Origin of the sequence: Brevundimonas sp. (genome assembly GCF_029946145.1) — a bacterium.
Taxonomy (GTDB): domain Bacteria; phylum Pseudomonadota; class Alphaproteobacteria; order Caulobacterales; family Caulobacteraceae; genus Brevundimonas.
On record NZ_JAQSDY010000001.1, the window covers coordinates 48,450 to 73,145 of the forward strand.

The window sequence follows — 24,696 nt, forward strand, 5'->3', positions numbered from 1 at the left end:
GTTCATCGGGCGACGGTCGCCAGGCGTTCGACGACCATCGCCGAGCCGACGCCCTGGGCCCCGGCGGCGACGACCAGGCCGTAGCGGCCGTCGCAGGCGTCGAGCGCGTCGAGAAGCGAGGACAGCAGGATGGCGCCGGTCGCGCCCATTGGATGTCCCTTGGCCAGATGGCCGCCGCCGACGTTGACCCTGTCCGGGTCCACCGCGCGCTCTCGCAGGAATTTCACGATGGTGACGGCGAAGGCCTCCATGAACTCGATACGGTCCATGTCCGCCAGCGACAGGCCGGCGCGCTCCAGCACCCGATCCATGGCCGTGAAGCCGGCGGTGAGGGAGGCGGCGGGATCCCCTCCGACCTCGACGTGGGCGACGATGCGGGCGCGGGCGCCCCGGGCGTCGGACGACACCAGCGCCAGGCCGGCCCCGTCGGACATCGGCGGGGCGTGGGCGATCGTGTGGCGGTGGTCGATCTTCCGCCCCTCCAGCGCCTCGGCATAGGGGACCGCCATCTCTGCGAAGGCCGGCTCCAGCCGCTGCAGCTTCTCGATCGTCGTCGGCCGGGCGCATTCCTCGGCCTCGAGGCCGGCCAGGGTGATCCGGGAGGCGACCAGCGGGCCGCCCTCGGCCTCCGCCGTCCGGGTCTGCGACACCAGGGCCGCCCGATCCATCTCCTCGCGGGTCACGCCGATGTCCTCGGCGAGCCGGTCCGCCGCCACCGCCACGGGCACGTAGCGAGCGCGGGGGGTGAAGTCCGGATCGGCGTAGTAGTCGGCGCGATCGGCCATGAAGGGTACGCGCGACATCATCTCCACGCCGCCGGCCAGCACCACGCGGGCGCGGCCGGTCTCGACCATGTCCGCGGCCTGGCCGATGGCGGTCAGGCCCGAGACGCAGTAGTTGTTGACGCTCCACGCCGCGGTTTCGTCCGGCAGGCCGGCGTGCAGTTTGGAGACCAGGGCGATATTGCCCCCTTGGGCCCCAACCTGGCCGACGCATCCGACAATCAGGGCTTCGGCCGCGCGCGGGTCATGGCCGCGCGCCTGCAGGGCGTCGATCAGCCCCGCGATCAGCGCCTGCGGTTTCAGCCCGGCCAGACCCCCGTCGGGGCGGGCCTTGCCACGCGGCGTTCGGACGGCGTCATGGATCCAGGCCGTCACGTCAGCCGGCCTCGAGCTGGTCGCCGCGCGCCCAGGCGCCATGGAATCCGGCGGGCACCCGCACGGGCAGCAGCACCCGCGCCACCGGCCCCGCCTCCATGTCCCGGGCGTCGATCACCTGCACTTCGGACTTGCCCGTTTCGGCGTCGGTGACGAAGGCGATGACATAGCCGTCGTCCTCGGCGGTCGCGCCCACGCGCGGCGCGAAAGCCGGCTCGGAACCGAACTGGGAGGGGGCGTAGTCCCACGTCCGGGCGGCGCCCGTCTCCAGATCGTATTTGATCAGGCCCTTGAAGCGCTGCAGTTCGGTCGGGGCCATGGCCACGTGGTAGGACCACTTCGTGCGCCGCCCGACGTAGTCGAGATTGACCACCGGGAACTCGCCGATGCGGTCGTCCAGCTGCCGCTTCCTGACCTCCCCGGTGCGCATGTTCATGCGCCACTCCACCGGCACGGCGTGCAGGGCCAGTACGTTCACCATCGCCGCATAGGGCCCGTATTCCGGATTCGGCGGGAAACCGTTGGGCGTCATCATGCAGGCGGTCATCACCACCTCGTCGCCGTCCTCCCAGGCGTTGACGACGTGATAGATGTAGCAGCTGTCGGTTTCGAACCAGCGGATCTGGTCGCCCGAGCCGTTGCGGGGGATGACGCCGAAACGGGCCGGCTGGTCGGCGAAGTGAATGTTCCAGGTGCTGCGCCGCAGCCCGCCATCGGTGAACACCACCGGCAGGTCATGCAGGATGACGTAGTTTTCGGTCAGCCCCATGTCGTGGGGCAGGCGCGGACCGGGCAGCTCGACGCGCGCGAAGTGCGTCAGCTCGTTGGCGGGGCTGACCACGCCGAAGCTCATCCACGGCTCGTAGAGGGAATAGTCGAAGAAGACGAACTCGCCGGTCTTCGGATCGACCTTGGAGTGGGCCGAGACATGACGCGGCAGCTTGCCGCCAAAGGTTTCGGCGCCGATGGTCTCGAGCGTGCGCGGATCGACGCGCACCGGTTGGCCCGAGATGTACCACAGCGCCATCAGCGAGCCGTTGTGCAGCACGACATCAGTATTGGCCGTGTCCTTGTAGACCTTGTCGCCCCGGCTCGACGAGGGGTTGGCCCGGGTCGAGGACTCCATCACCCCGCCCGCGCCGCAACCGCCCTTCAGGTCGGCGAGGTGGTCTTCGGAGCGTATATAGCGGTTGCGATACCGGGCCTTGCCGTTCTCGAACCAGATGGCGTGCAGCATGCCGTCGCCATCGAACCAGTGATGCAGCCCTTCGGGCGCCTGCGCCGGGTTGGGGCCGTTGCGGTAGAAGGCGCCGTGCAGGTCCTTGGGGATCTCCCCGATCACCGGCAGATCGTCCGCGGTCGTCTCGCGGGCGACCGGTTCATAGACCCCCTGCAGGTAAGGATTGAGCGCGTTGAGGGGACTGAGCGGGCCCGTCTCGATCCGGCGGGCGAGGGCGGCGTCATTGGCCATGGCGGTTCTTTCCCGGAAGCTTGTTCTGACGAACCATCAGGCAAATGGTCCTTTTACGCAAGCGTCGATTAGGACCTGTTGCGGGTGACGGGCCGGCAAATCAGGCTATGCAGGTCAGGAACATCGCCGGTGGTTGGAGAATGAGCGAGACAGACATCCGGGCCCTGATCATGGGCAACCCCGTGGCCCGGGCCTTCGCCATCACCGGAGACGCCTGGACCCAGCTGATCCTGCGCGAAGCCTTCTACGGCGTTCGCCGTTTCAGCGTCTGGCGCGAACGCCTTGGCGCGCCCCGCAGCGTGCTGGCCGACCGGCTGCAGCGGCTGACGACCGCCGGCCTCCTCGAGATGCAGCCGGTCGTCGAGGGCGGGGCGCGCATGGCCTACCGCCTGTCGCCGATGGGGCTGGATATGTTCGGGGTCGCCCTGATGCAGGGGCAGTGGGAACGGAAGTGGGCCCGCTCACCCTTGCAGGACCGCTACGCCCTGAACTTCTTCGATCGCACCAGCGGGGCGCGGCTCATCCCCGTGGTGCTGGGCCGCGAGCACGGACGGCCTTTCACCACCTCGGAGGTCGAGTGGAAAATCATGCGTCCCATGAGCCCCATCGGTCCGCCCACCTCGCGCCGGCGGCGCTCCCAACCCATTGAAACCGATCGGCCGATCATCGACCGCTCCACCGAGATCATGGGCGACTACTGGAGCTGGGCCGTCGTCTCCGCGGCCTATTTCCGCCTGCGTCGGTTCGACGAGATTCACGCCGCGCTCGGCGTGGCGACGAACATCCTGGCGGACCGGCTGTCGCGGCTGGTCCTGCACGGCATCCTCGCGCGCGTGCCCTATCAGGACGCGCCGGTACGTTACGAGTACCGCCTGACGGAGGCGGGGCGGGACATGTATCCGATCGTGCTGGCCATGCATGGCTGGAGCGAGCGGTGGCTTTACCCGAACGAGGAGCCGCACATGCGACTGGTCGATCGGGCGACCGGGGAATTCCTGACCCCTGTCGTCTGTGACAGCCTCACCGGACGGCGGCTGGACCCTCGCGAGATCCGCTGGGAGATGGACCGGACCTGACAGGCGAAAAAGGGCCGCCTTCGCACAGGGCGAAGGCGGCCAGTCCGACCAGGAAGTCAGTCGTCAGAAGCTGCGCGTCAGGGCGACGCCGAAGCTGCGCGGCGGAGCGAAGACGCTGAAACCGACGCCCACGTTCTTGATGACGTGGACCGGGTAGACCTCGTCGGTCAGGTTCTTGCCGTAGATGGCGATCTTGTAGCCGCCCGGCGATTCCCACGATGCAAAGGCGCCCAGCAGCCCGTAGGAGGGGACCAGCACTTCCGGGTTGTTCGAGGGGTCGAAGTAGAAGTCGTCGGTCCATTGGTAGTCGACGCGCGCCCCCAGGGTTCCGCCCCAGGCCTGCCATTCGCCGTCGGCGTAGAGGGTGAACTGGCTCTCGGGCGAGCGGGGCAGGATGTGGCCGTTGTAGGGAAGGAGGCCGACGCCGGCGACGGCGTCCGACGTGTATTGGGCGTCGAGGCTGGTATAGGAGCCGCCGATCGTCAGATTGTGAGTGATCGCCAGCGCCGTCTCGACCTCGAAACCACGGATTTCCGCCTGGGCGTTCGAGGTCACCAGGTTCAGGCCCGACAGCTCGTAGACCTGCAGGTCTGTATAATCGAGCCAGAAGGCGGCAGCATTCAGCCGCAGGCGGCCGCCCAGCAGGGTGGTCTTGGCGCCGAGCTCGTAGTTGTCGAGCAACTCCGAGTTCAGCGGACGGACGGCCTGCGTCCCCGTCTGGGCGCCCGATACATAGGCGCCGGCCTTGTAGCCGCGGTCATAGCTGGCGTAGAGGCGCACGTCCTCGACCGGCTCGACCGACAGGGCGACGCGCCACGTCGGCTCGTCGAAGGCGGTTTCCGCGCGGACGTTATAGGGCGAGCCCGTCGGTCCCAGCGGAATGCCCGGCGGCGGGCTGAGGCCATTGTCGTTGTCGATGGCCACCTGATGGATCTTGCGCTCGTCCTTGGTCCAGCGCGCGCCCAGGGTCAGCTCCCAGATCTCGGCGAACGGAATGTTGGCCTGGCCGAACAGGGCGTAGCTGGTGTTGACCCCCTCCTGGTTGAAGTTGGTGTCGCCGCCGAAACTCGGGGGCGCGATCGGCAGCGCGGTCTGGACCACGAAGCGTTCGGTGCGATCGACGTTTTCGCGGAAATAGTAGAGGCCGGTGACCCAGTTGATGGCCGAATCCGGACCGGAAACGAACCGGAATTCCTGGCTGAACTGGTCCGCCTGCTCGCTGGCCTGATCGTCCACGCGCAGCGGGAAGGCGGGGTAGGGCATTCCCCCCAGATTGTCCCGCCAGTCGTAGTCGTTGTCGCGATAGGAGGTCAGCGAGACGAAGCCGAAACGGTCACCCTGCCATTCCGCGCGCCCGGTCAGGCCCCAATTGGTGCGGTTCTGGTAGGTGAGGGCGCTGTCGGTCGTCTCTCTCGGCCCCAGTCCCGTCCGCAGGCTGTTGATCAGCGCCGCGAAGGCCGGAGCGGTTCTGGCGGTCAGCACCGGTATCCGGGCCTGGCCGTCCATCTCCTCCTTGCTGCCGTCGACGGCTCCCAGGAAGGTCCAGTCTCCGGCGTTATGCAGGATCTGTGCGCGCAGGCCGTAGGATGTGCCGCCATGCAGGTCCTCGCCCGTCGGGACGTTCTCGGCATAGCCGCTGTCCGTGTTGTAGCGGAACGCCAGGCGGCCGGCGGTGTCGTCCCCGATCGGGCCGTTGATGACCCCCTCGATCCCGTATTCCTCGAAGCTGCCGATGCGCCCGGTGATCTGGCCCGAAGGAGTCATGTCGGGACGATTGGTGTGGACGTTCAGCGCCCCGCCCGAGGCGTTGCGTCCGTACAGGGTGCCTTGCGGGCCGCGCAGCACCTCAACCCGCTGGATGTCCATGAAGGCGAGGGCGCTGGCGCCCGCGCGGCCGATCGAGACCTCGTCGATCGAAACGCCGACCGACGGGTCGCTGGCCGCGGAATCGCTGGTGGTGCCGACCCCCCGCACGAAGATCTGAGGTTCGCCGACGTTGAACTGGGTCATGGTCACGCCGGGCACCTTGCCGGCGATGTCCTCCAGCCCGCTGGCCGCCGTCCGCTCCAGCACCTCCTCGCTGAAGGCGGTGACGGCGATGGGCACGTCCTGGAGGCGCTGCTCACGCCGTTGCGCCGTCACGATGATCTCGTCCAGCACGGTTTCCTGCGACCGCGTCTCCTGCGCAAAAGCCGGAGTCGCGAGACCTGTGGCGAGCGCGAGCGCCAGCATCGACGCCCCCCTCAGACCCGTCCGTTCCCCCGCACGCACGCCCCTGTAGCTGACCATGAGTTCCCTCCGCTCCCAATGCCTGATCCGTTGTCGGACTCTCTGCAGTCGCAGCTTGCGCTAGCGAACCAACTTTGCAAGTCTTTTTATGAAAGTGACAATCAGGGGAGCGGTGGTGGCGGTTGGAGCGATTTACGGAGTCCTGTGGATTGCGGTCACGGCGATGTGGTGGCTGGCGATCCCGAAGGAGCCCCCGGCCGGTCGTGGCATTACGTCCTGCCTGTTATTCCTCTCGCGGTCGGCGCGGCCGTCCCGTTCCTGCCGACCTCGGCCCTGCGGGACAGTCTGGACCTCTGGCTCCTGTCGGGCGGCGGGGTTCTGCTGATCGTGCTGGCGGCCTGGGCCTGGGGCGCCGCGATCCGCAACCACGGCGTCATGGACATCTGCTATCCGGCGATCCCGGTGGCGGTCGCGGGGGCCGTCCTGTGGGCGAGGGGCAGGTCGCCCGACGCGGGCACGGCCCTGCTCCTGATCCTGCTGCTGGTCTGGTCGGTTCGACTGATCGCCCAGACCTGGGGCCACAATATGGGGGCGGAGCGTCAGCCCTACGCTCACTGGCGGCGCCGCTTCGGTCGGCGCTGGATCTGGTGGAGTCTGTTCCAGATCCATCTGCTGCAGGGGATCACCGTCTGGCTATGGTGCGCGCCGCTCGTCTTCGCCCTGACGGCGCCCGAACCCATCCCTTGGCCGGTCGCGCTCGCCGGCGCGGGAGTCTGGCTGGCGGGCTTTCTGCTGCAGTGGACCGCCGACCGGCAACTGGCGGCGTTCAAAAGCGCGGCCGACACCCGCGGCCGGCTGCTGGACACCGGCGTGTGGCGCTGGGTGCGTCATCCCAATTATCTGGGCGAGACCCTGATGTGGTGCGCCTGGTTCGTGTTCGCCCTGGCCCATCCCTATGGAGCGCTGACCGCGTTCGGCCCACTCTTCACGGGCTGGTTCATGGGCTACGCCTCGGCCGCGCCGTTCAAGGAAATGCACATGGCGCGCACGCGTGGCGAAGCGTGGGCGGCCTACTGCGCCCGCACGCCGCGCTTCCTGCCGTGGCCGCGTCCCCGATCGACCTCAAGGCAATAGAACAGGACGTCTCATGAGCACGCTGAAAGATCGCGTCATCGTCGTCACCGGCTCCGGCCGGGGGCTGGGCCGCGCCTATGCCCTGGATCTCGCCGCGCGCGGCGCCTGCGTCGTGGTCAACACCCGCCCTCGCGCCGCCGATGCGCCCGGTTCGGCCGAGGCGGTGGTGGCCGAGATAGAAGCCGCCGGCGGTCGTGCCGCCGCCGCGCCGCTCGCGGTCGAGGACGCCGATTCAGGCGATCGACTGCTGGCGACGGCGCTCGAGGCCTTCGGCCGCATCGACGGTCTGCTCAACAACGCCGGCGCGCCCGAGGCCTCGACCCTGCACCGGCAGACGCTCGACGAGTTCCGGGCCAATTTCGAGGTCAATTTCTTCGGCTCCCTGATCCCGACCCTACCGATCTACCGCCACATGCGCGACAACGGCGGCGGCCGCATCCTCGTCTCGACCTCCACCGCGGGGCTGCACGGCGTGCACGGCATGGCCGCCTATTCGGCCTCCAAGGCCGGGCTGATCGGCCTGATGCGCGTGATCGCTCTCGAGGGCGCGAGCCGCAATGTCGCCGCCAACGCCCTCGCGCCCTTCGCCGCCACCGGCATGACCGGCGAATATCTGGCTCCCGAAATAGCGGCCCGCATGGGACCGGAGCGGGTCGCGCCGGTGGCCAGCTGGCTTATGTCCCCCGACTGTCCCTTGAACGGAGAGACCGTCACCGCCGGCGCCGGCGGTGTGCGCCTCGCCGCGCGCGTCGAGGGCGCCGCCGAATGGTTCGACGACGGCTTCGGGCCGGACGATCTCAATGCCCGCGTCGACCGGCTGAAAGCCCGCGACGGCTGGCGCGATTTCCCCGACGGCATGGCCGCCTTCGACCAGCTGATGGCGGACGGCGTGGCCCGTTCGGGGAGCCCTGAATAAAAACGGCCCCGGGACGGTTCGCACTGAGGATGACGGCAGGACGACGTCACGTGAACGAAGGCGCCCCCACGATGCAGGGAGACCGAAGCGCGAACCAGAGAGGCGCTCCGTGTCCGGAGCAGTATTCTCTCTAAGTCATTGAAAAATGGAGCGGGCGGCGGGAATCGAACCCGCACGAAAAGCTTGGGAAGCTTTCAGGCTACCACTACATCACGCCCGCGGAGCCGCCGCAGCCTTAGGGCCAACGGCGGACGGCGTCCAGACGGCACGGCGCCGAGGGGCCGCCCCGTCCTGCTTTCGGCTCAATCGGCGCGATAGACCACGACCCCGTCGACGATCGTCAGCATGGCCCGTCCCTTGGGGATATCGGCGACGGGGGCGGTCATCAGGTCGACGTCGAAGGCCGTCAGGTCGGCGCGCTTGCCGACCTGGATCGTGCCCAGTTCGGCCTCGCGGAAGCTGGCGTATGCGGGCCAGAGGGTGAACATCTTCAACGCAGTGGCGCGATCCACGGCCTCCCCGGGGCGCCAGTCGGGGCCCTGGTTTCCCTCCAGATCGGCGCGCGCGACGGCGGCGTAGAATTCGATGAGCGGGGCGCCCCGCTCGACCGGCGCGTCCGAGCCTCCGACCACGACGACTCCCAGATCAACCAGGCTATGCCAGGCGTAGGCGCCGTCCAGCCGCGCGCCGCCGAGACGGGCGGGCGCGAAATACAGGTCTCCGATCGCGTGGCTGGGCTGCATCGAGGCGATGATGGGCAGGTCCCTGAACCAGTGATAGTCGGCGGGCCGCAGGATCTGGGCGTGCTCGATCCGCCAGCGCACGTCGGCGCCGTTCGGGCGGTCGGCGGGGGCGACCCCGGCCAGCGCCTGCTGGTACCATTCCGCCACCGAGGCGTTGCCGCGGTCGCCGATGGCGTGGGTGGCGATCTGGATGCCGCCCTTCAGCGCCGCCTGGTACAACGGCACGATCTCCTGTTCCGTGATCTGCATCAGGCCGGTGGTGTCGGGCCGATCGGCATAGGGTTCGAACAGGGCCGCGCCGCGGGAGCCGAGGGCTCCGTCGGCGTAGTATTTGATCGCCCGGGTGATGATCCGGCCGTCGGCGACGCTGCGCGGGCCGCCCGCGATCAGCTCGGCGGCGCCGTCGGGGGTAATGCTGTTGTAGATGCGCAGCGGGGCCTCGCCGTCCTCGGCCATATCCTCCAGCAAGGGGATGTCCTTCCAGGGGGCGCTCATGAAATGGACGCCGGTCCAGCCATAGGCGGCTTCGACGCGGAAGCCCGCCCGATAGGCTTCGCGCAGCGCGGCGGGGTCGGCCTGCGGCATCAGGCCGGCGACCAGGCGTTCGGCGGCGTCGACCAGCAGGCCGGTCGGCTTGCCGTCGGGTCCTTTCAGGATTTCGCCGCCGGACGGGGCAACGGTCGAGGCGTCGATGTCTGCCGCGGCGAGGGCCGGGGTGGAGGCGACCACCGCATGGCCGTCGGCCCGGCCCAGCAGCACGATCCGGCCCGGCGCGGCGGCGTCCAGATCGGCGGCGGTCAGGAAGCGCGCCTCGGGCCAGCGCGTCTCGATCCAGCCGCGACCGAGGATGGGTCCCTCGGGGTGAGAGGCGGCCCAGGCCGTCAGTCTCGCCATGGCGTCGGCGACCGAGGCCGAGCCCTCGAGATTCAGGGTCAGCTCGCGCCAGCCGATGCCGTCCAGGTGGGCATGGCCGTCGGTGAAGCCGGGAAACAGGACCGCGCCCTTGAGATCGAGCGTTTCGGCGTAGTCGAACTCCGGCACCCCCGACGCGGGGCCGACATAGGCGATCCGCCCGTCCTGGACGAGGACCACCTCGGCCGTCGGTCGCTCCGCCACGCCGGTGTAGATCGTCCCGCCCCGGATCAACAGTTCCTGCGCCTCGGCGCTCCAGGCGGCGGAACCCAGCAGCAGGGCGAGGGCGAGAGTGCGGATCATGACTCGACTCCGGTTGAGACGACCGGAGGGGTGGAGCCGAAAGCCGCTGGCGTCAAGCGGACGTCGGACCCATGTGGAGGGCATGAAACTCTACACCATCGGATACGAGGGCGAGCCGCAGGCCGCCGTGATCGGGCGGCTGAAGGCCGCGGGCGTGACCGTGCTGGCGGACGTGCGCGCGGTGGCGGCGTCGCGGCGGGCGGGCTTCTCCAAGACTGTGCTGGGCGCGAGTCTGGCCGAGGCCGGGATCGAATACGTGCACCTTCGAGACCTCGGCACGCCAAAAGCCGGGCGGGACGCGGCGCGCAAGGGCCGGATCGGCGAGATGCGCGACATCTTCGCGGGCCATATGGCGGAGCCGCCGTCGCAGCTTGCCTTCGAGCGGCTGCGCGAGATCGCACGGGACCGGCCGACGGCGCTGCTGTGTTTCGAGGCTGACCACGCGGGCTGCCACCGCGCGGTGCTGGCGGAACGGCTGGCGGCGGAGGACGGGTTCGAGGTGGTGAACCTCTGACCCGTCCCCGTCGGCCCTATGCCGCGGCCTTCTGCTTGCCGGCGAAGTCGCCGTAGAAGGTGCGGCCCTGGTCGGCCATATCGCGCAGCAGTTGCGGGACCTTGAAGCGGTCGCCGTAGCGGGCGGCGTAGACGTCGGCCTGGGCCACGAATTCCTTCACCCCGGTCTGGTCGATCATCGTGATCGGGCCGCCGGTCCAGGGCGCGAAGCCCCAGGCCAGGATGGCGCCGACATCGGCCTCGCGCGGGTCGTCGATGACGCCCTCTTCCCAGCAACGGGCGACCTCGACCGCCTGGCGGTACAGCAGGCGGCGCTTCTGGTCCTCGACCAGCTCCGGGGTGGAGTCGTTGATCTTGACCGGGGCCAGATCGGCCAGGCCGGACCACAGCGTCTTGGGCTTGGTTTCGTAGTCGTAGAAGCCCTTGCCGTTCTTGCGGCCGTAGCGGCCGAGCTCTTCCACCATCGTCTGGACGATGTGCGACCCGGGCAGAGGCTCGTACTTGTCGCCGAGGTCGGCGGCGGTCTGTTTGGCGATCTTGACCGACAGGTCCAGCGCCACGTCGTCGTGCATCTCCAGCGGGCCGCGCGGCATGCCGGTCATGCGGCCGATGTTGTCGATCAGGGCCGGGGCGTAGCCCTCTTCCAGCATGGCCATGCCCTCGGCCACATAGGTGCCGAAGCAGCGCGAGGTGTAGAATCCGCGGCCGTCGTTGACGACGATCGGGGTCTTCCTGATCTTCATCACATAGTCGAGCGCCTTGGCGATCGCCGCCTCGCCGGTCTTCTCGCCGAGGATGATCTCGACCAGCATCATCTTGTCGACGGGCGAGAAGAAGTGGATGCCGATGAAGTCCTCGGGCCGGATGCTGGCCTCGGCCAGGCCGGTGATCGGCAGGGTCGAGGTGTTGGAGCCGAACACGGCGCCGGGCGCCAGCTGGGCCTCGGCGCGTTTGGTCACGTCGGCCTTGATCTCGCGGTTCTCGAACACCGCCTCGATGACCAGGTCCGAGCCCTTGATCAGGTCGTAGTCCGTGGTGGCGGTGACGGAGACCAGCAGGGCGTCGAACTTCTCCTGGGTGATCTGGCCGCGCGAGAGGCGCTTCTTCAGCAGGTCGGCGACGTGGGCCTTGCCCTTTTCGGCGTCCTCCTGGGTGCGGTCGATCAGGATGGTCTCGATGCCGGCGAGGGCCTGCACATAGGCGATGCCCGCGCCCATCATGCCGGCGCCGATGACGGTGACCTTCTTCGGATCGGACTTCGGCACGCCGGCCGGGCGCACGGCGCCCTTGTCGAGCTCCTGCTTGCTGAGGAACAGCGAGCGGATCATGGCCTGGGCCTGCGGCGTCATCAGGGTCTTGATGAAATAGCGGGTCTCGATGCGCAGGGCCGCGTCCATCGGCACCTGGACGCCCTCATAGACGGCCTTCATCAGGTTCAGCACGGCAGGATAGTTGCCGTACGACTGCTTGCGCAGCATGGCGTTGCCGACGAGGAAATTCTGGATGCCGGCCGGGTGGTAGGGGCCGCCGCCGGGCAGTTTGAACGACTTGTCGTCCCACGGCTGGACGGCCTTGCCGCCGCCCTTGATCCACGCCTTGGCCGCCTCGACTTCCGAACCCTTGGCCACGACCTCGTGCACCACGCCCGCGCCCCTGGCGTCGTTCGGGCGCCAGGACGAACCGGCGCTCATCGCCGTCATCGCCGCCTGCACGCCGATCAGGCGCGTCAGCCGCTGGGTGCCGCCGCCGCCGGGGAAGAGGCCGACCTTGATCTCGGGCAGGCCGAGCTGGATCTTGTTGTCGTCCGCGACCACCCGATAGTGGCAGGCCAGCGTCAGCTCGAGCCCGCCGCCCAGCGCCAGACCGTTGATCGCGGCGGCCACCGGCTTGCCGCAGGTCTCCAGCGCGCGCAGGGCGCCGTTCAGTTTCCAGCCAGCGTCATACGCGTCCTGCAGCGAACCGCCGGCGAGCATGCCCCCGGCCATGTCGCCGAGGTCGGCCCCGGCGCAGAAGCCGCTCGCCTTGCCCGAGGTCAGGACCGCGCCCTTGATGGCGTCGTCGGTCTTCACTCGCTCGACCCACTCGGGGATCTCGGCCATCACGCCCGAGGTCAGGGTGTTCATCGACCGCCCGGGGACGTCGAAGGTGATCAGGGCGATGCCGTCGGCGTCGACGTCGATCTTGAAGTTTTCCATGGTCAAAATCCCTCGGCTCAGACGCGTTCGATAACGGTGGCGGTGCCCATGCCGCCGCCGATGCACAGGGTGATCAGAGCGGTCGATTTGTTCGACCGCTCCAGCTCGTCCAGGGCGATGCCGGTGATCATGGCGCCGGTGGCGCCCAGCGGGTGGCCCATGGAGATGCCGCCGCCGTTCACGTTCATCTTCGAATGGTCGATATCGAGCGCCTGCATGTAGCGCAGCACCACGGCGGCGAAGGCCTCGTTGAGCTCCCAGACGTCGATGTCGGCGGGGGTCATGCCCAGCTTGGCGAGCAGCTTCTTCGTCACGAACTCGGGGCCGGTCAGCATGATCGAGGGTTCGGAGCCGATCGAGGCGGCGCCGACGATGCGGGCGCGGGGCTTGAGGCCGAGTGCCTGACCGGCCTCCAGCGAGCCGATCAGGACGCCGGCGGAGCCGTCGACGATGCCCGAGGAGTTGCCCGGGGTGTGGACGTGGTTGACGCGCTCGACCTCGGGGTAGCGCTGGTTGATGACGCTGTCGAAGGCCATCTCGCCCATCATGGCGAAGGACGGGTTCAGGGCGCCGAGGGTCTGCATGTCGGTGTTGGGGCGGATGGTCTCATCGCGGTCCAGCTGGACGAGGCCGAGCTGGTTCCTGACCGGGATCACCGATTTGGAGAAGCGGCCGTCGGCCCAGGCGGCGGCGGCGCGCTTGTGGCTTTCCATGGAGTAGGCGTCGACGTCGTCGCGGCTGAAGCCGTATTTTGTGGCGATCATGTCGGCCGAGACGCCCTGGGGGACGAAAAAGGTCGGGAAGGCGCTGGACGGGTCGACCGGCCAGGCGCCGCCGTCGGAGCCCATCGGCACCCGGCTCATGGCCTCGATGCCGCCGCCGACGGCGAAGTCGGCCTCGCCGGACTTCACCTTGGCCGCGGCCATGTTCACGGCCTCGAGGCCCGAGGCGCAGAAGCGGTTCACCTGGACGCCGGCGACGGTCTGGGCCCAGCCGGCCGAGAGGACGGCGGTGCGGGCGATGTCGGCGCCCAGTTCGCCCACGGGCGTGACGCAGCCGAGGATGACGTCGTCGACCTTCGAGGTGTCCAGATCGTTGCGGTCGCGCAGGGCTTCCAGCACCTGGGTGGCCAGGCTGAGACCCGTGATCTCGTGCAGGGAGCCGTCCTTCTTGCCCTTGCCGCGCGGGGTGCGCACGGCGTCGTAGATATAGGCCTCGGCCATGGGAGTCGGTCTCCAATAAGGACGGATCAAGCGTGGACGCCAGAAAACCTACGTTTACGTCAACGTCAAGTTTTTTCGCCGGCAGAAACCTGAACTGTCCGTGACCCGGAAAATTCGTGGGACATTTCGGACAACCGGACATCGGGCCCGCGACACACGAAACCTGACCGGGCGATGCGTCGGAATCGGATGTGTCATTCCAGCGTCCGCGATGCCGGTGACGTGGAGGGGGAGGAGGGTCCGGCTCCTCCGCGGCCTCCGCGGCCTCCGCTTCTGAACGCGAACCCGCCGAAATGAGCGGTTGTGTCGGCTACCGGACGCCTGACGGCGTCGATTCGCGAGAACGACTCTCAGCTAGCTTCGCCGTAGGAACGTGGGACTTTCTCCGTGTCTTAAGCCGCCAGGCACCGTTTTTGTCAGGAGGAGAAGACCATGGCCCGGACCTATGAAGAGATGGACGCGATCGCGATGTTGAAGGCCGACCACCGCAAGGTGGAGGAGATTTTCGCGGCGTTCGAAAAGGCGACCTCGAAGTCGAGGAAACAGGCGCTGGCCGAACAGGCCTGCCTCGAGTTGAAGGTCCACACCGCGATCGAGGAAGAGATCTTCTATCCGGCCTGTCGCGGCAAGATCGAGGAAGACCTTCTGAACGAGGCCTATGTCGAGCATGACGGGGCCAAGCTGCTGATCAACGACATCGAGGCCGGCGGCCCGGAAGAGGATTTCTACGACGCCAAGGTCAAGGTGTTGTCCGAGATGATCGAGCACCACGTCGAGGAAGAGGAGATGCGCTCCGAGGGCATGTTCGCCCAGGCCCGCGCCGCCGGCCTGGACATGGACGCCCTTGCGGATGCGATGCGCGCCCGCAAGGCGACGGCGATGGAGGAATTCCAGGCGGGCAAGCCCGCCGTGACCCTGACGCTGGAAGGCGACGACACGGAAAAGGCGCTGATGGACACGCCGATGGGTGACGCCGCCCGCTGATACAGGCACGGGAACGGCGTGGGAGCCGGGGCGCTATGTCCCCGCACCTGACTGAGGAAGCTCCATGCGCCGTTCCCTGTTTCTGATTCTCGCCGCCATCCTGCCCGCCGCCGCCTGCGCGGACGCGTATGCGCCTCAGACCGGGCGGGCGCCCCTGATCGAGCCGGCGTCACAATCCGCGCGGCAGGTCGTCCCGATCACGCCGCCCCGCAGTTCCAGACCTTCGGACCAGATCGAAGCCCGACTGCTCGCCGCCCACAACGCCGAGCGCGCGCTGGTCGGATCGCGGCCGCTGATCTGGAGCGAGGAACTGGAGGCCGAAGCCCGGGGCTGGGCCGGTCAACTGATCTCCAGCGGTCGCTTCGCCCACGATCCGTCGATGCATGGTCATGGCGAGAACCTGTGGAGCGGCTGGGGCGGGCGCGCCTTCACGCCGGAGGAGATGGTCGGCGAATGGATCGCCGAGAAGGCGCAATACCGCGAGGGCGTATTCCCGAATGTCAGCCGCACCGGCGACTGGTCCGACGTGGGCCACTACAGCCAGTTGGTCTGGGGCGGCACAACCCATGTCGGCTGCGCCATCGTGTCCCGGGATGACCGGTCGGTTCTGGCCTGTCGCTATGCGCCGCCCGGCAATATCGACGGTCGCCGCGCCTATTAGCCGACGTAGCCGGCCTGCATCAGTTCGGCGATGTGGACGATAGCCACGGGGCGCTCAGCCTCGACCACCAGCAGGGTGGCGATCCTGTTCTGGGTCATCAGGTCCACGGCGTCGCTCATGCGGGCGTCGGGCCCGATGACCTTGGGGCGCGGGCTCATGACATCGGCGGCGGTGAGGCCGTTGAGGTCGCGCGAGAAGGCGCGGCGGATGTCGCCGTCGGTGACGATCCCGGCGAGAGTTCCGTCGTCGGCGAGCACCGCCGTCGCCCCCTTGCGGCCCTCGGTTATGGCCGAGACCACCTCGGCGAAGGTGGCGGTGAGCGGGACGGTCGCGGGGGCCGGCGGGCGGTCGCCCATCCAGTCGCGCACGCTCTGCAGGCTCATCCCCAGCTTGCCGCCGGGGTGGTGCAGGCCGAAGGCCTCGGCGGTGAAACCGCGCCGGTCCATCAGCACCATGGCCAGGGCGTCGCCCAGAGCCAGGGTCATCAGGGTCGAGGTGGTGGGGGCCAGGCCGTTGGGACAGGCCTCGGCCACCTGGGGCATGGTCAGGCAGACGGCGGACGAGCGACCGAGGAAGCTGGCGGGCCGCTGGGTCAGGCCGATCACCGGAATGCCCTCGCGCTGGCAGTAGATCAGGGGATCGCGCAGCTCGCGGCTCTCGCCCGAGTTGGAGATGGCCAGCAGGGTCACGTCCTTGCGCAGCATGCCCAGGTCGCCGTGGCTCATCTCGGCCGGATGGACGAAGAAGGCGTTGGTGCCGGTCGAGGCCAGGGTGGCGGCGATCTTGCCGCCGATATGGCCCGACTTGCCCATGCCGGTGACGACCACATAGCCGGGGCGCGACAGGATGATCTCGCAGGCCCGGGCGAGGCTGTCGTCGAGCCCCGCCTCAAGGGCCTGAAGGGCCGCGATATTCAGCTGGATCACCTCCCGGGCCCGCGCCGTCATCGCGGCGGGCTCGGCGGACAGGACGGGGTTTGCAGCGTCGCTCATTCCGGCGATGTGGCGCATCGGGGGAAGAATCACAATCGCCGACGCGCGCTCCACAGATTGCTGCGATGCGAGAAAAAACGCGCTCGAGGTCAACCTTTGCCGCAGGATCGCGTTAGAAGAGGCCATGCGGACTTCACACCTGATCACCGATGGCGCGCCCGCGCCGGTCGAAGCCGTTTCGCATCCGCTGCCGCCGCCCCCCGTCCGCCTGCTCCGACCGGCCCTGTTCCTGGACATGGACGGCGTGCTGGCCCCGCTGGCCGAAACCCCCGACGCCGTCGTGCCCCATCCGGAGCGGACGGCGGCGCTCCGGGCCGTGGCGGCGCGGCTGGACGGAAGGGTCGCCATCATCAGCGGCCGCACCATCGCCGAGATCGACCGCATCGCCGAGGCCAGCGCCGCCTCGGCCTCCGGCGTGCACGGGCTGGAACGGCGTCGCGCCGACGGCTCACTGCACAGCGCCGAGGCCGCGCCGGGGGTGCGCGACGCAGTGGCCGCCTTCGAGCGCTTCGCCCGCACCCGGCCCGGTGTCATCGTCGAGGACAAGGCTGTGTCGGCGGGGCTGCATTTTCGCGGCGCGCCGACGGAGGCGGCCGCGGCCGTGGCGCTGGCCGAAACGCTGGCCGGCGAAACCGGCCTGACCCTGCAGGCCGGCAATCTGGTCGTGGAGTTGAAGACGCCCGGAACCAGCAAGGGCACTGCCCTCACCGCCTTCATGCAGGAGCCTCCGTTCGCGGGATCCGTTCCGGTCATGCTGGGCGACGATCTGACGGACGAGGACGGTTTCCGCGCCGCCGGGGCCCTGGGCGGCTTCGGCGTTCTGGTCGGCCCGGTTCGGGAGACCGCCGCCCGCTACGGCTTGCCCGACGTGGCGGCCGTGCTGGCCTGGCTGAACGCCGTCGAGGAGACGCCATGACCCCCAACCTGGACCTCGCCCCCGTCGGGAACTGCTCGATCAGCGCCCTGATCGACCGCAACGGCCGCTATGTCTGGGCCTGCGCCCCGCGGGTTGACGGGGACCCGGTGTTCTCGGCCCTGATGGACGGCCTCGATCCGGACCACGGCTTCTGGGACATTGAACTGGAGGGGCTGCAGACGGTCGAGCAGGCCTACATCCGTAACACGCCCGTCCTGCGCACGGTGCTCACGGCCGCGGACGGGGCCTCGGTCGAGATCATCGACTTCGCGCCGCGCCATCCGAAACACAGCCGCACCTACCGGCCCCTGGCGTTCGGGCGGATCGTGCGACCGCTGAGCGGATCGCCGCGCATTCGCGTGCGCCTGCGCCCGTCCGCCGACTGGGGCGCGCGCCGGGCCGGGACCACCAACGGCTCGAACCACATCCGCTATCTGTGCACCGACGTGACCTTCCGGCTCACGACCGACTGCCCGGTGTCGCATATCCTCAACGAGCGGGTGTTCCGACTGGAGCGACCGCACGCTTTCTTCTTCGGACCCGACGAGGGTTACGACCAGGACGTCGGTCCCGGCGTTTCGGCGGCGCTGGACCGCACCGTGGCCTATTGGCAGGACTGGGTCCGCACCCTGTATCTTCCGTTTGACTGGCAGGAGGCGGTGATCCGGGCCGCGATCACGCTGAAGCTCTGCGCCTATGAGGAAACCGGCGCCATCGTCGCGGCCATGACCACCTCGGTGCCCGAGTTTCCCGAGAGCGGGCGCAACTGGGACTATCGCTACTGCTGGATCCGCGACGCCTACTATGTGGTGCGGGCGTTGAACCGGCTGGGCGCGGTCGATCTGCTGGAGAACTATCTCGGCTATCTGCGCAATCTGGTCGACGCCTCCGCGGGCGGCCATGTCCAGCCCGTCTATGGCGTGGGCCTGGAAGAGGATATCGACGAGCGGATCACCGAGACCGTCGAGGGCTACCGCGGCATGAAGCCGGTGCGAATCGGCAATCAGGCGCGCGAGCATCTGCAGCACGACGTGTACGGACAGATCGTCCTGCCTCTGGTCCAGGCCTTCTACGACCAGCGCCTGCTGCGGCCCGGCACGATCGACGATTTCCACGCCCTCGAAAAGGTCGGGGACCGCGCCTTCGCCATGCACGACCAGGTCGACGCCGGCCTGTGGGAGTTCCGGACCATCGCCCGGGTGCACACCTATTCCTCGGTCATGTGCTGGGCCGCCTGCGACCGGCTGGCCAAGGCGGCCGATCATCTGGGCCTGGCGGATCGAGCCGGGATCTGGCGGGAGCGGGCCGCCATCATCCGGGAGCGAATCGAGCGCGAGGCCTTCGTCGAGGAGGAGGGGCGGTTCGCCGCCAGTTTCGGCAACCGCGAGCTGGACGCCTCGCTGCTTCAGCTCACCGATCTCGGCTTCCTCGATCCGATGGACCCGCGCCAGGTCAAGACGTTCGAGGCGATCGAGCGCGACCTGAAGAAGGGTCCCTACCTGTTCCGCTATATCGAGCCCGACGATTTCGGAGAGCCCGAGACAGCGTTCAACTTCTGCACCTTCTGGTTCATCGAGGCCCTCTATCTGAATGGCCGGACCGAGGAGGCGCGCGAGATTTTCGAGGAAATGCTCAGCCGCCGCACCCACGCGGGACTGCTGTCCGAGGACCTGTCGCTGGGCGACAAAGAGCTGTGGGGCAACTATCCGCAGACCTATTCCCTTGTCGGCATCATCAACTGTGCGGTGCTGTTGAGCCGGTCGTGGACGGATGCCCGATGAGCCCGCTCACGACATTGCGTTGCGACCTGCGGGCGAGCGAAGCCGTTACCCGCCCATGAGCCGCCTGATCGTCGTCTCCAACCGCGTGTCCGCGCCCAGGGATCCCGCCGCCGGCTCGACCGGGGGCCTGGCCATGGCGCTGTCCGCGGCGCTCAAGAAATACGACGGGCTGTGGTTCGGTTGGTCAGGCGAGACGGTCGAACACTTTACCGGCGAGCTGAAGATGGAGGACCGCGCCGGCGTCACGGTCGCCCTGGTCGATCTGGAGGCCCAGGACGTCGACGAATATTACAACGGATACGCCAACAAGACCCTCTGGCCGCTGTTCCACCACCGCGTCGATCTGACGGCCTACGAACGGTCCTATGGCGAGGGCTACGAACGGACCAACGCCCGGTTCGCCGAGGTTCTGGCCCCGCTGATCGAGCCGGACGACATCATCTGGATCCACGACTACCACATGATCCCCCTGGCCCGGGACCTGCGGCGGCTGGGGGTCCGCAATCGGATCGGCTTCTTCCTGCATACGCCCTGGCCGGTGCGCCAGCTGCTGGTCACCCTGCCGCACCATCGCCGGCTGGTGGAGGCGGTGTTCGACTACGACCTGATCGGCTTCCAGACCCGCGAATGGCTGGATCTGTTCCGCGACTATGTGGCGGCGGAGCCCAGCGTGCACGGAAAGCTGTTGCCCAACGACGCGCTGGAGGCCTTCGGCAAGACGGTGCAGGCCGGCGTCTTCCCGATCGGCATCGACGTCGACGGCTTCATCGCGGCGCGAAACTCCCCGCTGGGCAACCGGACCTATGACCGGATGGCGGCCTCGGCGGCGTTCCGGTCGCTGATCGTCGGCGTGGATCGGCTCGACTATTCCAAGGGGCTGGAAGAACGGCTGCTCGGCTATGAGCAATTTCTCGAGACCAATCCCCAGATGCGCGCCGAGGTCCTGCTGTTGCAAGTCACGCCGATCTCTCGCGATGAGGTCGACACCTACCAGGACATCCGCGGCCGACTGGACGCCCTCGCGGGCCGCATCAACGGCGCCTATGCCGAGATGGACTGGCAGCCGATCCGCTATCTGAACCGCACCTACCGCCGCGACCAGCTGGCGGGGATCTACCGCGCCGCCCGGGTGGGACTGGTGACGCCGCTGCGCGACGGCATGAATCTGGTGGCCAAGGAATATGTCGCGGCCCAGAACCCGGACGATCCCGGCGTGCTGGTCCTCTCCCGCTTCGCCGGCGCCGCCGAACAGATGGGCGAGGCCCTGCTGGTCAATCCGTTCAGCCGCGAGGAATTGTCCGACGCCATCAAACGGGCGCTGACCATGCCGCTGGCCGAGCGCAGGCGGAAGTGGGAGTGCCTGATGCAGGTCGTGCGCGATACCGATGTCGGGATCTGGCGCGACGATTTCGTCTCGACCCTGCGGGCCATCGAATGCCCGGCGGACGGCGGCGACCGGGCGGCCGCCGCCAAGGCTTCCGATCAGGCGGCCTGAACGGCCCCGGGCAGGACGCCATCCTTCGCCATGGCCCGCGCATTGGCTGTGCGGTTCAGCGCCCGGTCCAGATACGCATCGATCAGGGCGCTCTCCGGGACGTACTCTCGACCCCAGGCCAGGGCCGAGGCGATCATCACGTCCACGGCCGTGAACCGGTCGCCCATGAGATACGGCCCGGTCGCCAGGGCGGTCAGCAGGCGCGCGATCGCGGCGTCGTAGCGCGCCTTCGCGGTCGGATCGGTTTCGGCCGTCCCGCTGATCTTGCCCCAGAAGGCCGGTTCCATCTCGCCCGCCGTCCAGGACAGCCAGGTGACATAGGCGGCGCGATCGGGCGAGCCGACGGCGGCGCCCAGGCTGGCTTCCGGATGCAGATCGGTGAGGTAAAGGGCGATGGCCGCCGATTCGGTGACCAGCGCCTCGTCATGGAGCAGGGCCGGGACCTTGCCGTCGGGATGGAGATTGGCGGGATCGCGGACGCCCGTAAGGGTCATGGCGCGGAAGATGTCGACGTAGCGGATGTCATAATCAGCGCCGATCTCCTCCAGCAGCCAGACGATGCGGCCCGAACGCGACTGGGGCGCATGAAACAGGGTGAGCATTGGAACCTCCCGGAGATGACGGCCCTTCGCCGCCGACCCGTCTTGACTACTGCCACCCTGCTGCCAGCATGCTGTCAGCAGTCGTCATCCAGGGTGGCAGAATGAGACGCGCCGACCGACTCTTCCAGATCATCCAGGTTCTGCGCCGGTCGTCGAAGCCGGTGACGGCCGACGCCATCGCGGCCGAACTGGAGACGTCGAAACGCTCCATCTATCGCGACATCGCCACCCTGATGGCCCAGCGAGTGCCGATCCGGGGCGAGGCCGGGATCGGCTACGTGCTGGAGGGCGGTTTCGACATGCCGCCGCTGATGCTGACCTCAGACGAGGTCGAGGCGGCGGTGCTGGGCGCGCAATGGGTGGCGGGACGCGGCGACCCGGCCTTGGCCCGCGCCGCCCGCGACCTGATCGCCAAGATTGCCGCGACGGTGCCGGATAAATTGCGTCCGGTGCTGCTGGAGCCGGCCGTGGCGACGCCGCCGGCGTGGAAGCACGAACTCGAAACCCTGGACCTCGGCCGCGTCCGCGCCGCCATCCACGCCGGGCGCAAGCTGAGGCTGCACTACGCCGACGAACAGGGGCAGGAGACGCTGCGTATCATCTGGCCGTGCCTGGTCGGCTATCGGGAAACTAAACGCCTGCTGGTCGGATGGTGCGAGACGCGCGACGACTTCCGCACCTTCCGCACCGACCGGGTGGTGGAGGTCGACTTTCTGGAGGACCGCTATCCGGGCCGCCCGGCCGTGCTGCGCGCGCGCTGGTTCGCCCTGATGGAGGCCCGGCGCGCTGAATGGGAGGCGCAATGCGCCGAGGCCGGCGGTCCGCCGCCGAAAGGTCGTCCCGCGCCGCGCCCCGAGGGCGGGCGCGGCCGATCCTGTCAGTAGATCTCGAACAGTCCCGCGGCGCCCATGCCACCGCCGATGCACATGGTGACGACACCGTATCTGGCGCCGCGCCGCTTGCCTTCGATCAGGACATGGCCGGTCATCCGCGCCCCTGACATGCCGTAGGGGTGGCCGATGGAGATGGCGCCCCCCGAGACGTTGAGCAGTTCGTCTGGAATGCCCAGCCGGTCGCGGCAGTAAAGCGCCTGCACCGCGAAGGCCTCGTTCAGCTCCCAGATGCCGATGTCGTCGACCGTCAGCCCGTGCCGCTCCAGCAGCCGCGGCACGGCGAAGACCGGACCGATGCCCATTTCGTCGGGCTCGCAGCCGGCCACAGCCATTCCCCGATACGCGCCCAGCGGCTGCAGGCCGCGGCGTTCGGCCTCCTTCGCATCCATGATGACGCTGGCCGAGGCGCCGTCCGACAGCTGTGACGCATTGCCGGCCGTGATGAACCGGCCCTCTGTGATTTCCTCGCCGCCGCCGAAGACCGGCTTCAGCGACGACAGGCCTTCTAGCGTCGTGTCGGCCCGGTTGCCCTCGTCCTTCGACAGGGTCACCTCTTTCGATGAGGTCTGGCCGGTGGCCTTGTCCATGACCAGCATGGTCGTGGTCATGGGCACGATCTCCGCGTCCAGGCGGCCGGCGGCCTGTGCGGCGGCGGTGCGCTGCTGGGACTGCAGGGCGTATTCGTCCTGGGCCTCGCGGCTGATCCCGTAGCGGGCGGCCACGACCTCGGCGGTCTCCAGCATCGACATATAGACGTGGGGCTGTAGCTTGATCAGGTCGGGATCGCGCAGCCGGTGCAGGTTCATGTTCTGGTTCTGCACCAGCGAAACGCTTTCGAGTCCGCCGCCGACGGCGACCACCTGACCATCGTGCACAACCTGTTTCGCGGCCGTGGCGATCGCCATCAGGCCCGACGCGCACTGACGGTCCAGGCTCATGCCCGCCGTGGTGACCGGCAAGCCGGCGGCCAGGGCGATCTGGCGGGCGACATTGGTGCCGGTCGAGCCCTGCTGCAGGGCCGCGCCCATGACCACATCCTCGATCTCGGCCGGATCGACGCCGGACCGGGCCACGGCGTGGCGCACGGCGTGGGCGCCCAGCTGCTGCGCCTGTGTGTCGTTGAACGCGCCGCGATAGGCGCGCCCGATGGGGGTGCGGGCGGTGGAGACTATGACGGCTTCGCGCATCTGCGATCTTCCTTCCTTGGGCGCTACGCTCGCGACGCGGTCGCTCGCTGCTCTGAGCGCGGGTGGTGTCGAAACCCTAGGCGCTTGCCGTGGGGTCAAGGCAAGAGGTCAGCCCCGGGCTTGCTGCGCCTTGGTCAGTTCGATCATGCCCTGGGCCGCGCCCATCTCGGGAACGATCTCGCCGGCACGGTCCGAGATTTCGGCGAAACGGGCGGCCACCTGTTCCGGCGCGTCGTCGCCGACGGCGCGAATGCCCTGGGTCAGGGTCACATAGGCGCGCTCGAAGCCGCCGGCGCCGGCCGTCAGGATGCAGCGGCTGGGGGCGTCCTCGCTGACCAGATACAGCAGGCCCGGGGAAACCGTGTCGGGTCCCAGCAGGTCCAGCGGCAGCCGCGCGCCCAGATCCTCGGTCATGCGCGTGTGAGCCGTCGGGGCCAGGCAGTTGACGCGGATGTCATTCTTCGCGCCCTCGATCGACAGGGTCTGCATCAGGCCGACCAGCGCCATCTTGGCCGCGCCATAGTTGGACTGGCCGAAATTGCCGTACAGGCCCGACGACGAGGTGGTCATGACGATGCGGCCATAGTTCGCGTCCCGCATGATGTCCCACACCGCCTTGGTGCAGTTGACCGCGCCCATCAGGTGGACGTCGACGACGAAGCGGAAATCCTCCAGCTCCATCTTGGCGAAGGTCTTGTCGCGCAGCACGCCGGCGTTGTTGACCAGGATGTCGACCCGACCCCATTGCGCCATGGCGGCCTGGACCATGGCGTCGACCGCAGTGGCGTCGGTCACCGAGGCCGCATTAGCGATCGCCTCGCCGCCCGCGGCCCGAATCTCGGCCACGACCGACTCGGCCGCCGTGGCGGAGCCGCCCGAGCCGTCGCGCGCGCCGCCGAGGTCGTTGACCACCACTTTTGCGCCGCGTTTGGCCAGAGCCAGGGCATGCTCCCGCCCCAGACCGCCGCCGGCCCCCGTGACAATGGCCACCCGGCCCTCAAACTCAATCGCCATGTCGCGCTCCTGCACCGGTTTCTTCCTGGCAGAGCGTTTCGTTTTGGGAAAGCCCCCGGGCCAATGTGTTGAAACGGCGCCACAGTCGCCGCAATCGTAGCCAGAATCGGGAACCACGACCGTACATTGTCGTTCGGCCTCGGGAGCGCCCCGTATAGATGGGGACTTCGGGCAAACAACGAGCATGAGGGATATGATGAAGGTGAAACTTTTCGCCAGCGTCGCGACGGCGGGGCTGCTTGCAGCCGGTGCTGCGGCGGCTGAGCCGAACGGCTGGTATGGGGCGATTGACGCCGGCT

20 protein-coding genes and 1 tRNA gene are annotated in these 24,696 nt (G+C 68.5%); 10 read left to right on the plus strand and 11 right to left on the minus strand.

Annotated features, from left to right (window positions below; translation table 11 throughout):
• Positions 1–2: 2 nt before the first annotated feature.
• Positions 3–1,157 carry an acetyl-CoA C-acyltransferase gene (locus tag PSV23_RS00255; RefSeq protein WP_300465427.1) on the minus strand — a complete coding sequence of 385 codons (1,155 nt, stop codon included), beginning with the start codon at positions 1,155–1,157 and terminating at the stop codon, positions 3–5.
• 1 nt (position 1,158) lies between these two features.
• Positions 1,159–2,628 (minus strand): carotenoid oxygenase family protein, encoded by a 1,470-nt coding sequence (locus PSV23_RS00260; RefSeq protein ID WP_300465429.1) that lies wholly within the window; start codon positions 2,626–2,628, stop codon positions 1,159–1,161.
• Between the two features lie 140 nt (positions 2,629–2,768).
• Here PSV23_RS00260 and PSV23_RS00265 point away from each other — a divergent pair, with 140 nt between their 5' ends.
• Complete coding sequence (locus PSV23_RS00265) at positions 2,769–3,704, plus strand: helix-turn-helix domain-containing protein (protein ID WP_300465431.1); 936 nt, start codon at positions 2,769–2,771, stop codon at positions 3,702–3,704.
• A gap of 63 nt (positions 3,705–3,767) precedes the next feature.
• On the opposite strand, the gene PSV23_RS00270 is transcribed toward PSV23_RS00265, so the two are convergent.
• Positions 3,768–5,993: a TonB-dependent receptor gene (locus tag PSV23_RS00270; protein ID WP_300465433.1), complete on the minus strand. Its 2,226-nt coding sequence runs from the start codon at positions 5,991–5,993 to the stop codon at positions 3,768–3,770.
• A 168-nt stretch (positions 5,994–6,161) separates the two neighbouring features.
• Between PSV23_RS00270 and PSV23_RS00275 the strand changes: the two genes are divergently transcribed.
• Together PSV23_RS00275 and PSV23_RS00280 are read left to right on the plus strand one after the other, a co-directional pair.
• Positions 6,162–7,067, plus strand: a complete 906-nt coding sequence (locus PSV23_RS00275; RefSeq protein WP_300465435.1) for a DUF1295 domain-containing protein — start codon at positions 6,162–6,164, stop codon at positions 7,065–7,067.
• 13 nt (positions 7,068–7,080) lie between these two features.
• A complete protein-coding gene (locus PSV23_RS00280; RefSeq protein ID WP_300465437.1) occupies positions 7,081–7,983 on the plus strand; it encodes an SDR family NAD(P)-dependent oxidoreductase in 903 nt (300 codons plus the stop codon).
• 146 nt (positions 7,984–8,129) lie between these two features.
• Here PSV23_RS00280 and PSV23_RS00285 read toward each other — a convergent pair.
• Together PSV23_RS00285 and PSV23_RS00290 are read right to left on the minus strand one after the other, a co-directional pair.
• Positions 8,130–8,203 (minus strand) — tRNA-Gly (locus PSV23_RS00285).
• A gap of 82 nt (positions 8,204–8,285) precedes the next feature.
• Positions 8,286–9,941: an amidohydrolase gene (locus tag PSV23_RS00290; protein WP_300465439.1), complete on the minus strand. Its 1,656-nt coding sequence runs from the start codon at positions 9,939–9,941 to the stop codon at positions 8,286–8,288.
• Between the two features lie 82 nt (positions 9,942–10,023).
• Between PSV23_RS00290 and PSV23_RS00295 the strand changes: the two genes are divergently transcribed.
• Positions 10,024–10,455, plus strand: coding sequence for a DUF488 domain-containing protein (locus PSV23_RS00295; protein WP_300465440.1), 432 nt, complete (start codon positions 10,024–10,026; stop codon positions 10,453–10,455).
• A gap of 16 nt (positions 10,456–10,471) precedes the next feature.
• On the opposite strand, the gene PSV23_RS00300 is transcribed toward PSV23_RS00295, so the two are convergent.
• Both PSV23_RS00300 and PSV23_RS00305 read right to left on the minus strand, forming a co-directional pair.
• Positions 10,472–12,649, minus strand: a complete 2,178-nt coding sequence (locus PSV23_RS00300) for a 3-hydroxyacyl-CoA dehydrogenase NAD-binding domain-containing protein (protein ID WP_300465445.1) — start codon at positions 12,647–12,649, stop codon at positions 10,472–10,474.
• A 17-nt stretch (positions 12,650–12,666) separates the two neighbouring features.
• Positions 12,667–13,872, minus strand: coding sequence for an acetyl-CoA C-acetyltransferase (locus PSV23_RS00305; protein ID WP_300465447.1), 1,206 nt, complete (start codon positions 13,870–13,872; stop codon positions 12,667–12,669).
• A 432-nt stretch (positions 13,873–14,304) separates the two neighbouring features.
• On the opposite strand from PSV23_RS00305, the gene PSV23_RS00310 reads away from it, so the two are divergent.
• Together PSV23_RS00310 and PSV23_RS00315 are read left to right on the plus strand one after the other, a co-directional pair.
• Positions 14,305–14,856: a hemerythrin domain-containing protein gene (locus PSV23_RS00310; protein WP_300465449.1), complete on the plus strand. Its 552-nt coding sequence runs from the start codon at positions 14,305–14,307 to the stop codon at positions 14,854–14,856.
• A 64-nt stretch (positions 14,857–14,920) separates the two neighbouring features.
• Positions 14,921–15,517 (plus strand): CAP domain-containing protein, encoded by a 597-nt coding sequence (locus tag PSV23_RS00315; protein WP_300465451.1) that lies wholly within the window; start codon positions 14,921–14,923, stop codon positions 15,515–15,517.
• On the opposite strand, the gene PSV23_RS00320 is transcribed toward PSV23_RS00315, so the two are convergent.
• Positions 15,514–16,527, minus strand: a complete 1,014-nt coding sequence (locus PSV23_RS00320) for a KpsF/GutQ family sugar-phosphate isomerase (RefSeq protein ID WP_300465453.1) — start codon at positions 16,525–16,527, stop codon at positions 15,514–15,516. The two genes, PSV23_RS00315 and PSV23_RS00320, sit on opposite strands and share 4 nt — an antisense overlap.
• Positions 16,528–16,633: 106 nt before the next feature.
• On the opposite strand from PSV23_RS00320, the gene otsB reads away from it, so the two are divergent.
• From otsB to PSV23_RS00335, 3 genes are read left to right on the plus strand one after another with little or no spacing between them, the layout of a single operon-like run.
• Complete coding sequence (gene otsB, locus PSV23_RS00325; RefSeq protein WP_300465455.1) at positions 16,634–17,425, plus strand: trehalose-phosphatase; 792 nt, start codon at positions 16,634–16,636, stop codon at positions 17,423–17,425.
• On the plus strand, positions 17,422–19,206 hold the full coding sequence (locus PSV23_RS00330; RefSeq protein WP_300465457.1) for a glycoside hydrolase family 15 protein: 1,785 nt from the start codon (positions 17,422–17,424) through the stop codon (positions 19,204–19,206). Before otsB ends, PSV23_RS00330 begins: the two co-directional genes overlap by 4 nt.
• 55 nt (positions 19,207–19,261) lie before the next feature.
• Positions 19,262–20,701 carry a trehalose-6-phosphate synthase gene (locus tag PSV23_RS00335; protein ID WP_300465459.1) on the plus strand — a complete coding sequence of 480 codons (1,440 nt, stop codon included), beginning with the start codon at positions 19,262–19,264 and terminating at the stop codon, positions 20,699–20,701.
• Here the strand turns inward: PSV23_RS00335 and PSV23_RS00340 are convergent.
• A complete protein-coding gene (locus PSV23_RS00340; protein WP_300465460.1) occupies positions 20,689–21,303 on the minus strand; it encodes a glutathione S-transferase family protein in 615 nt (204 codons plus the stop codon). The genes PSV23_RS00335 and PSV23_RS00340 overlap by 13 nt on opposite strands.
• Before the next feature lie 101 nt (positions 21,304–21,404).
• Between PSV23_RS00340 and PSV23_RS00345 the strand changes: the two genes are divergently transcribed.
• On the plus strand, positions 21,405–22,187 hold the full coding sequence (locus tag PSV23_RS00345) for a YafY family protein (protein ID WP_300465462.1): 783 nt from the start codon (positions 21,405–21,407) through the stop codon (positions 22,185–22,187).
• Here PSV23_RS00345 and PSV23_RS00350 read toward each other — a convergent pair.
• Both PSV23_RS00350 and PSV23_RS00355 read right to left on the minus strand, forming a co-directional pair.
• On the minus strand, positions 22,181–23,383 hold the full coding sequence (locus PSV23_RS00350) for an acetyl-CoA C-acyltransferase (protein ID WP_300465464.1): 1,203 nt from the start codon (positions 23,381–23,383) through the stop codon (positions 22,181–22,183). The genes PSV23_RS00345 and PSV23_RS00350 overlap by 7 nt on opposite strands.
• A 108-nt stretch (positions 23,384–23,491) precedes the next feature.
• Entirely contained in the window at positions 23,492–24,397 is a 906-nt protein-coding gene (locus PSV23_RS00355) for an SDR family NAD(P)-dependent oxidoreductase (protein WP_300465466.1), read from the minus strand.
• Between the last annotated feature and the right edge of the window lie 299 nt (positions 24,398–24,696).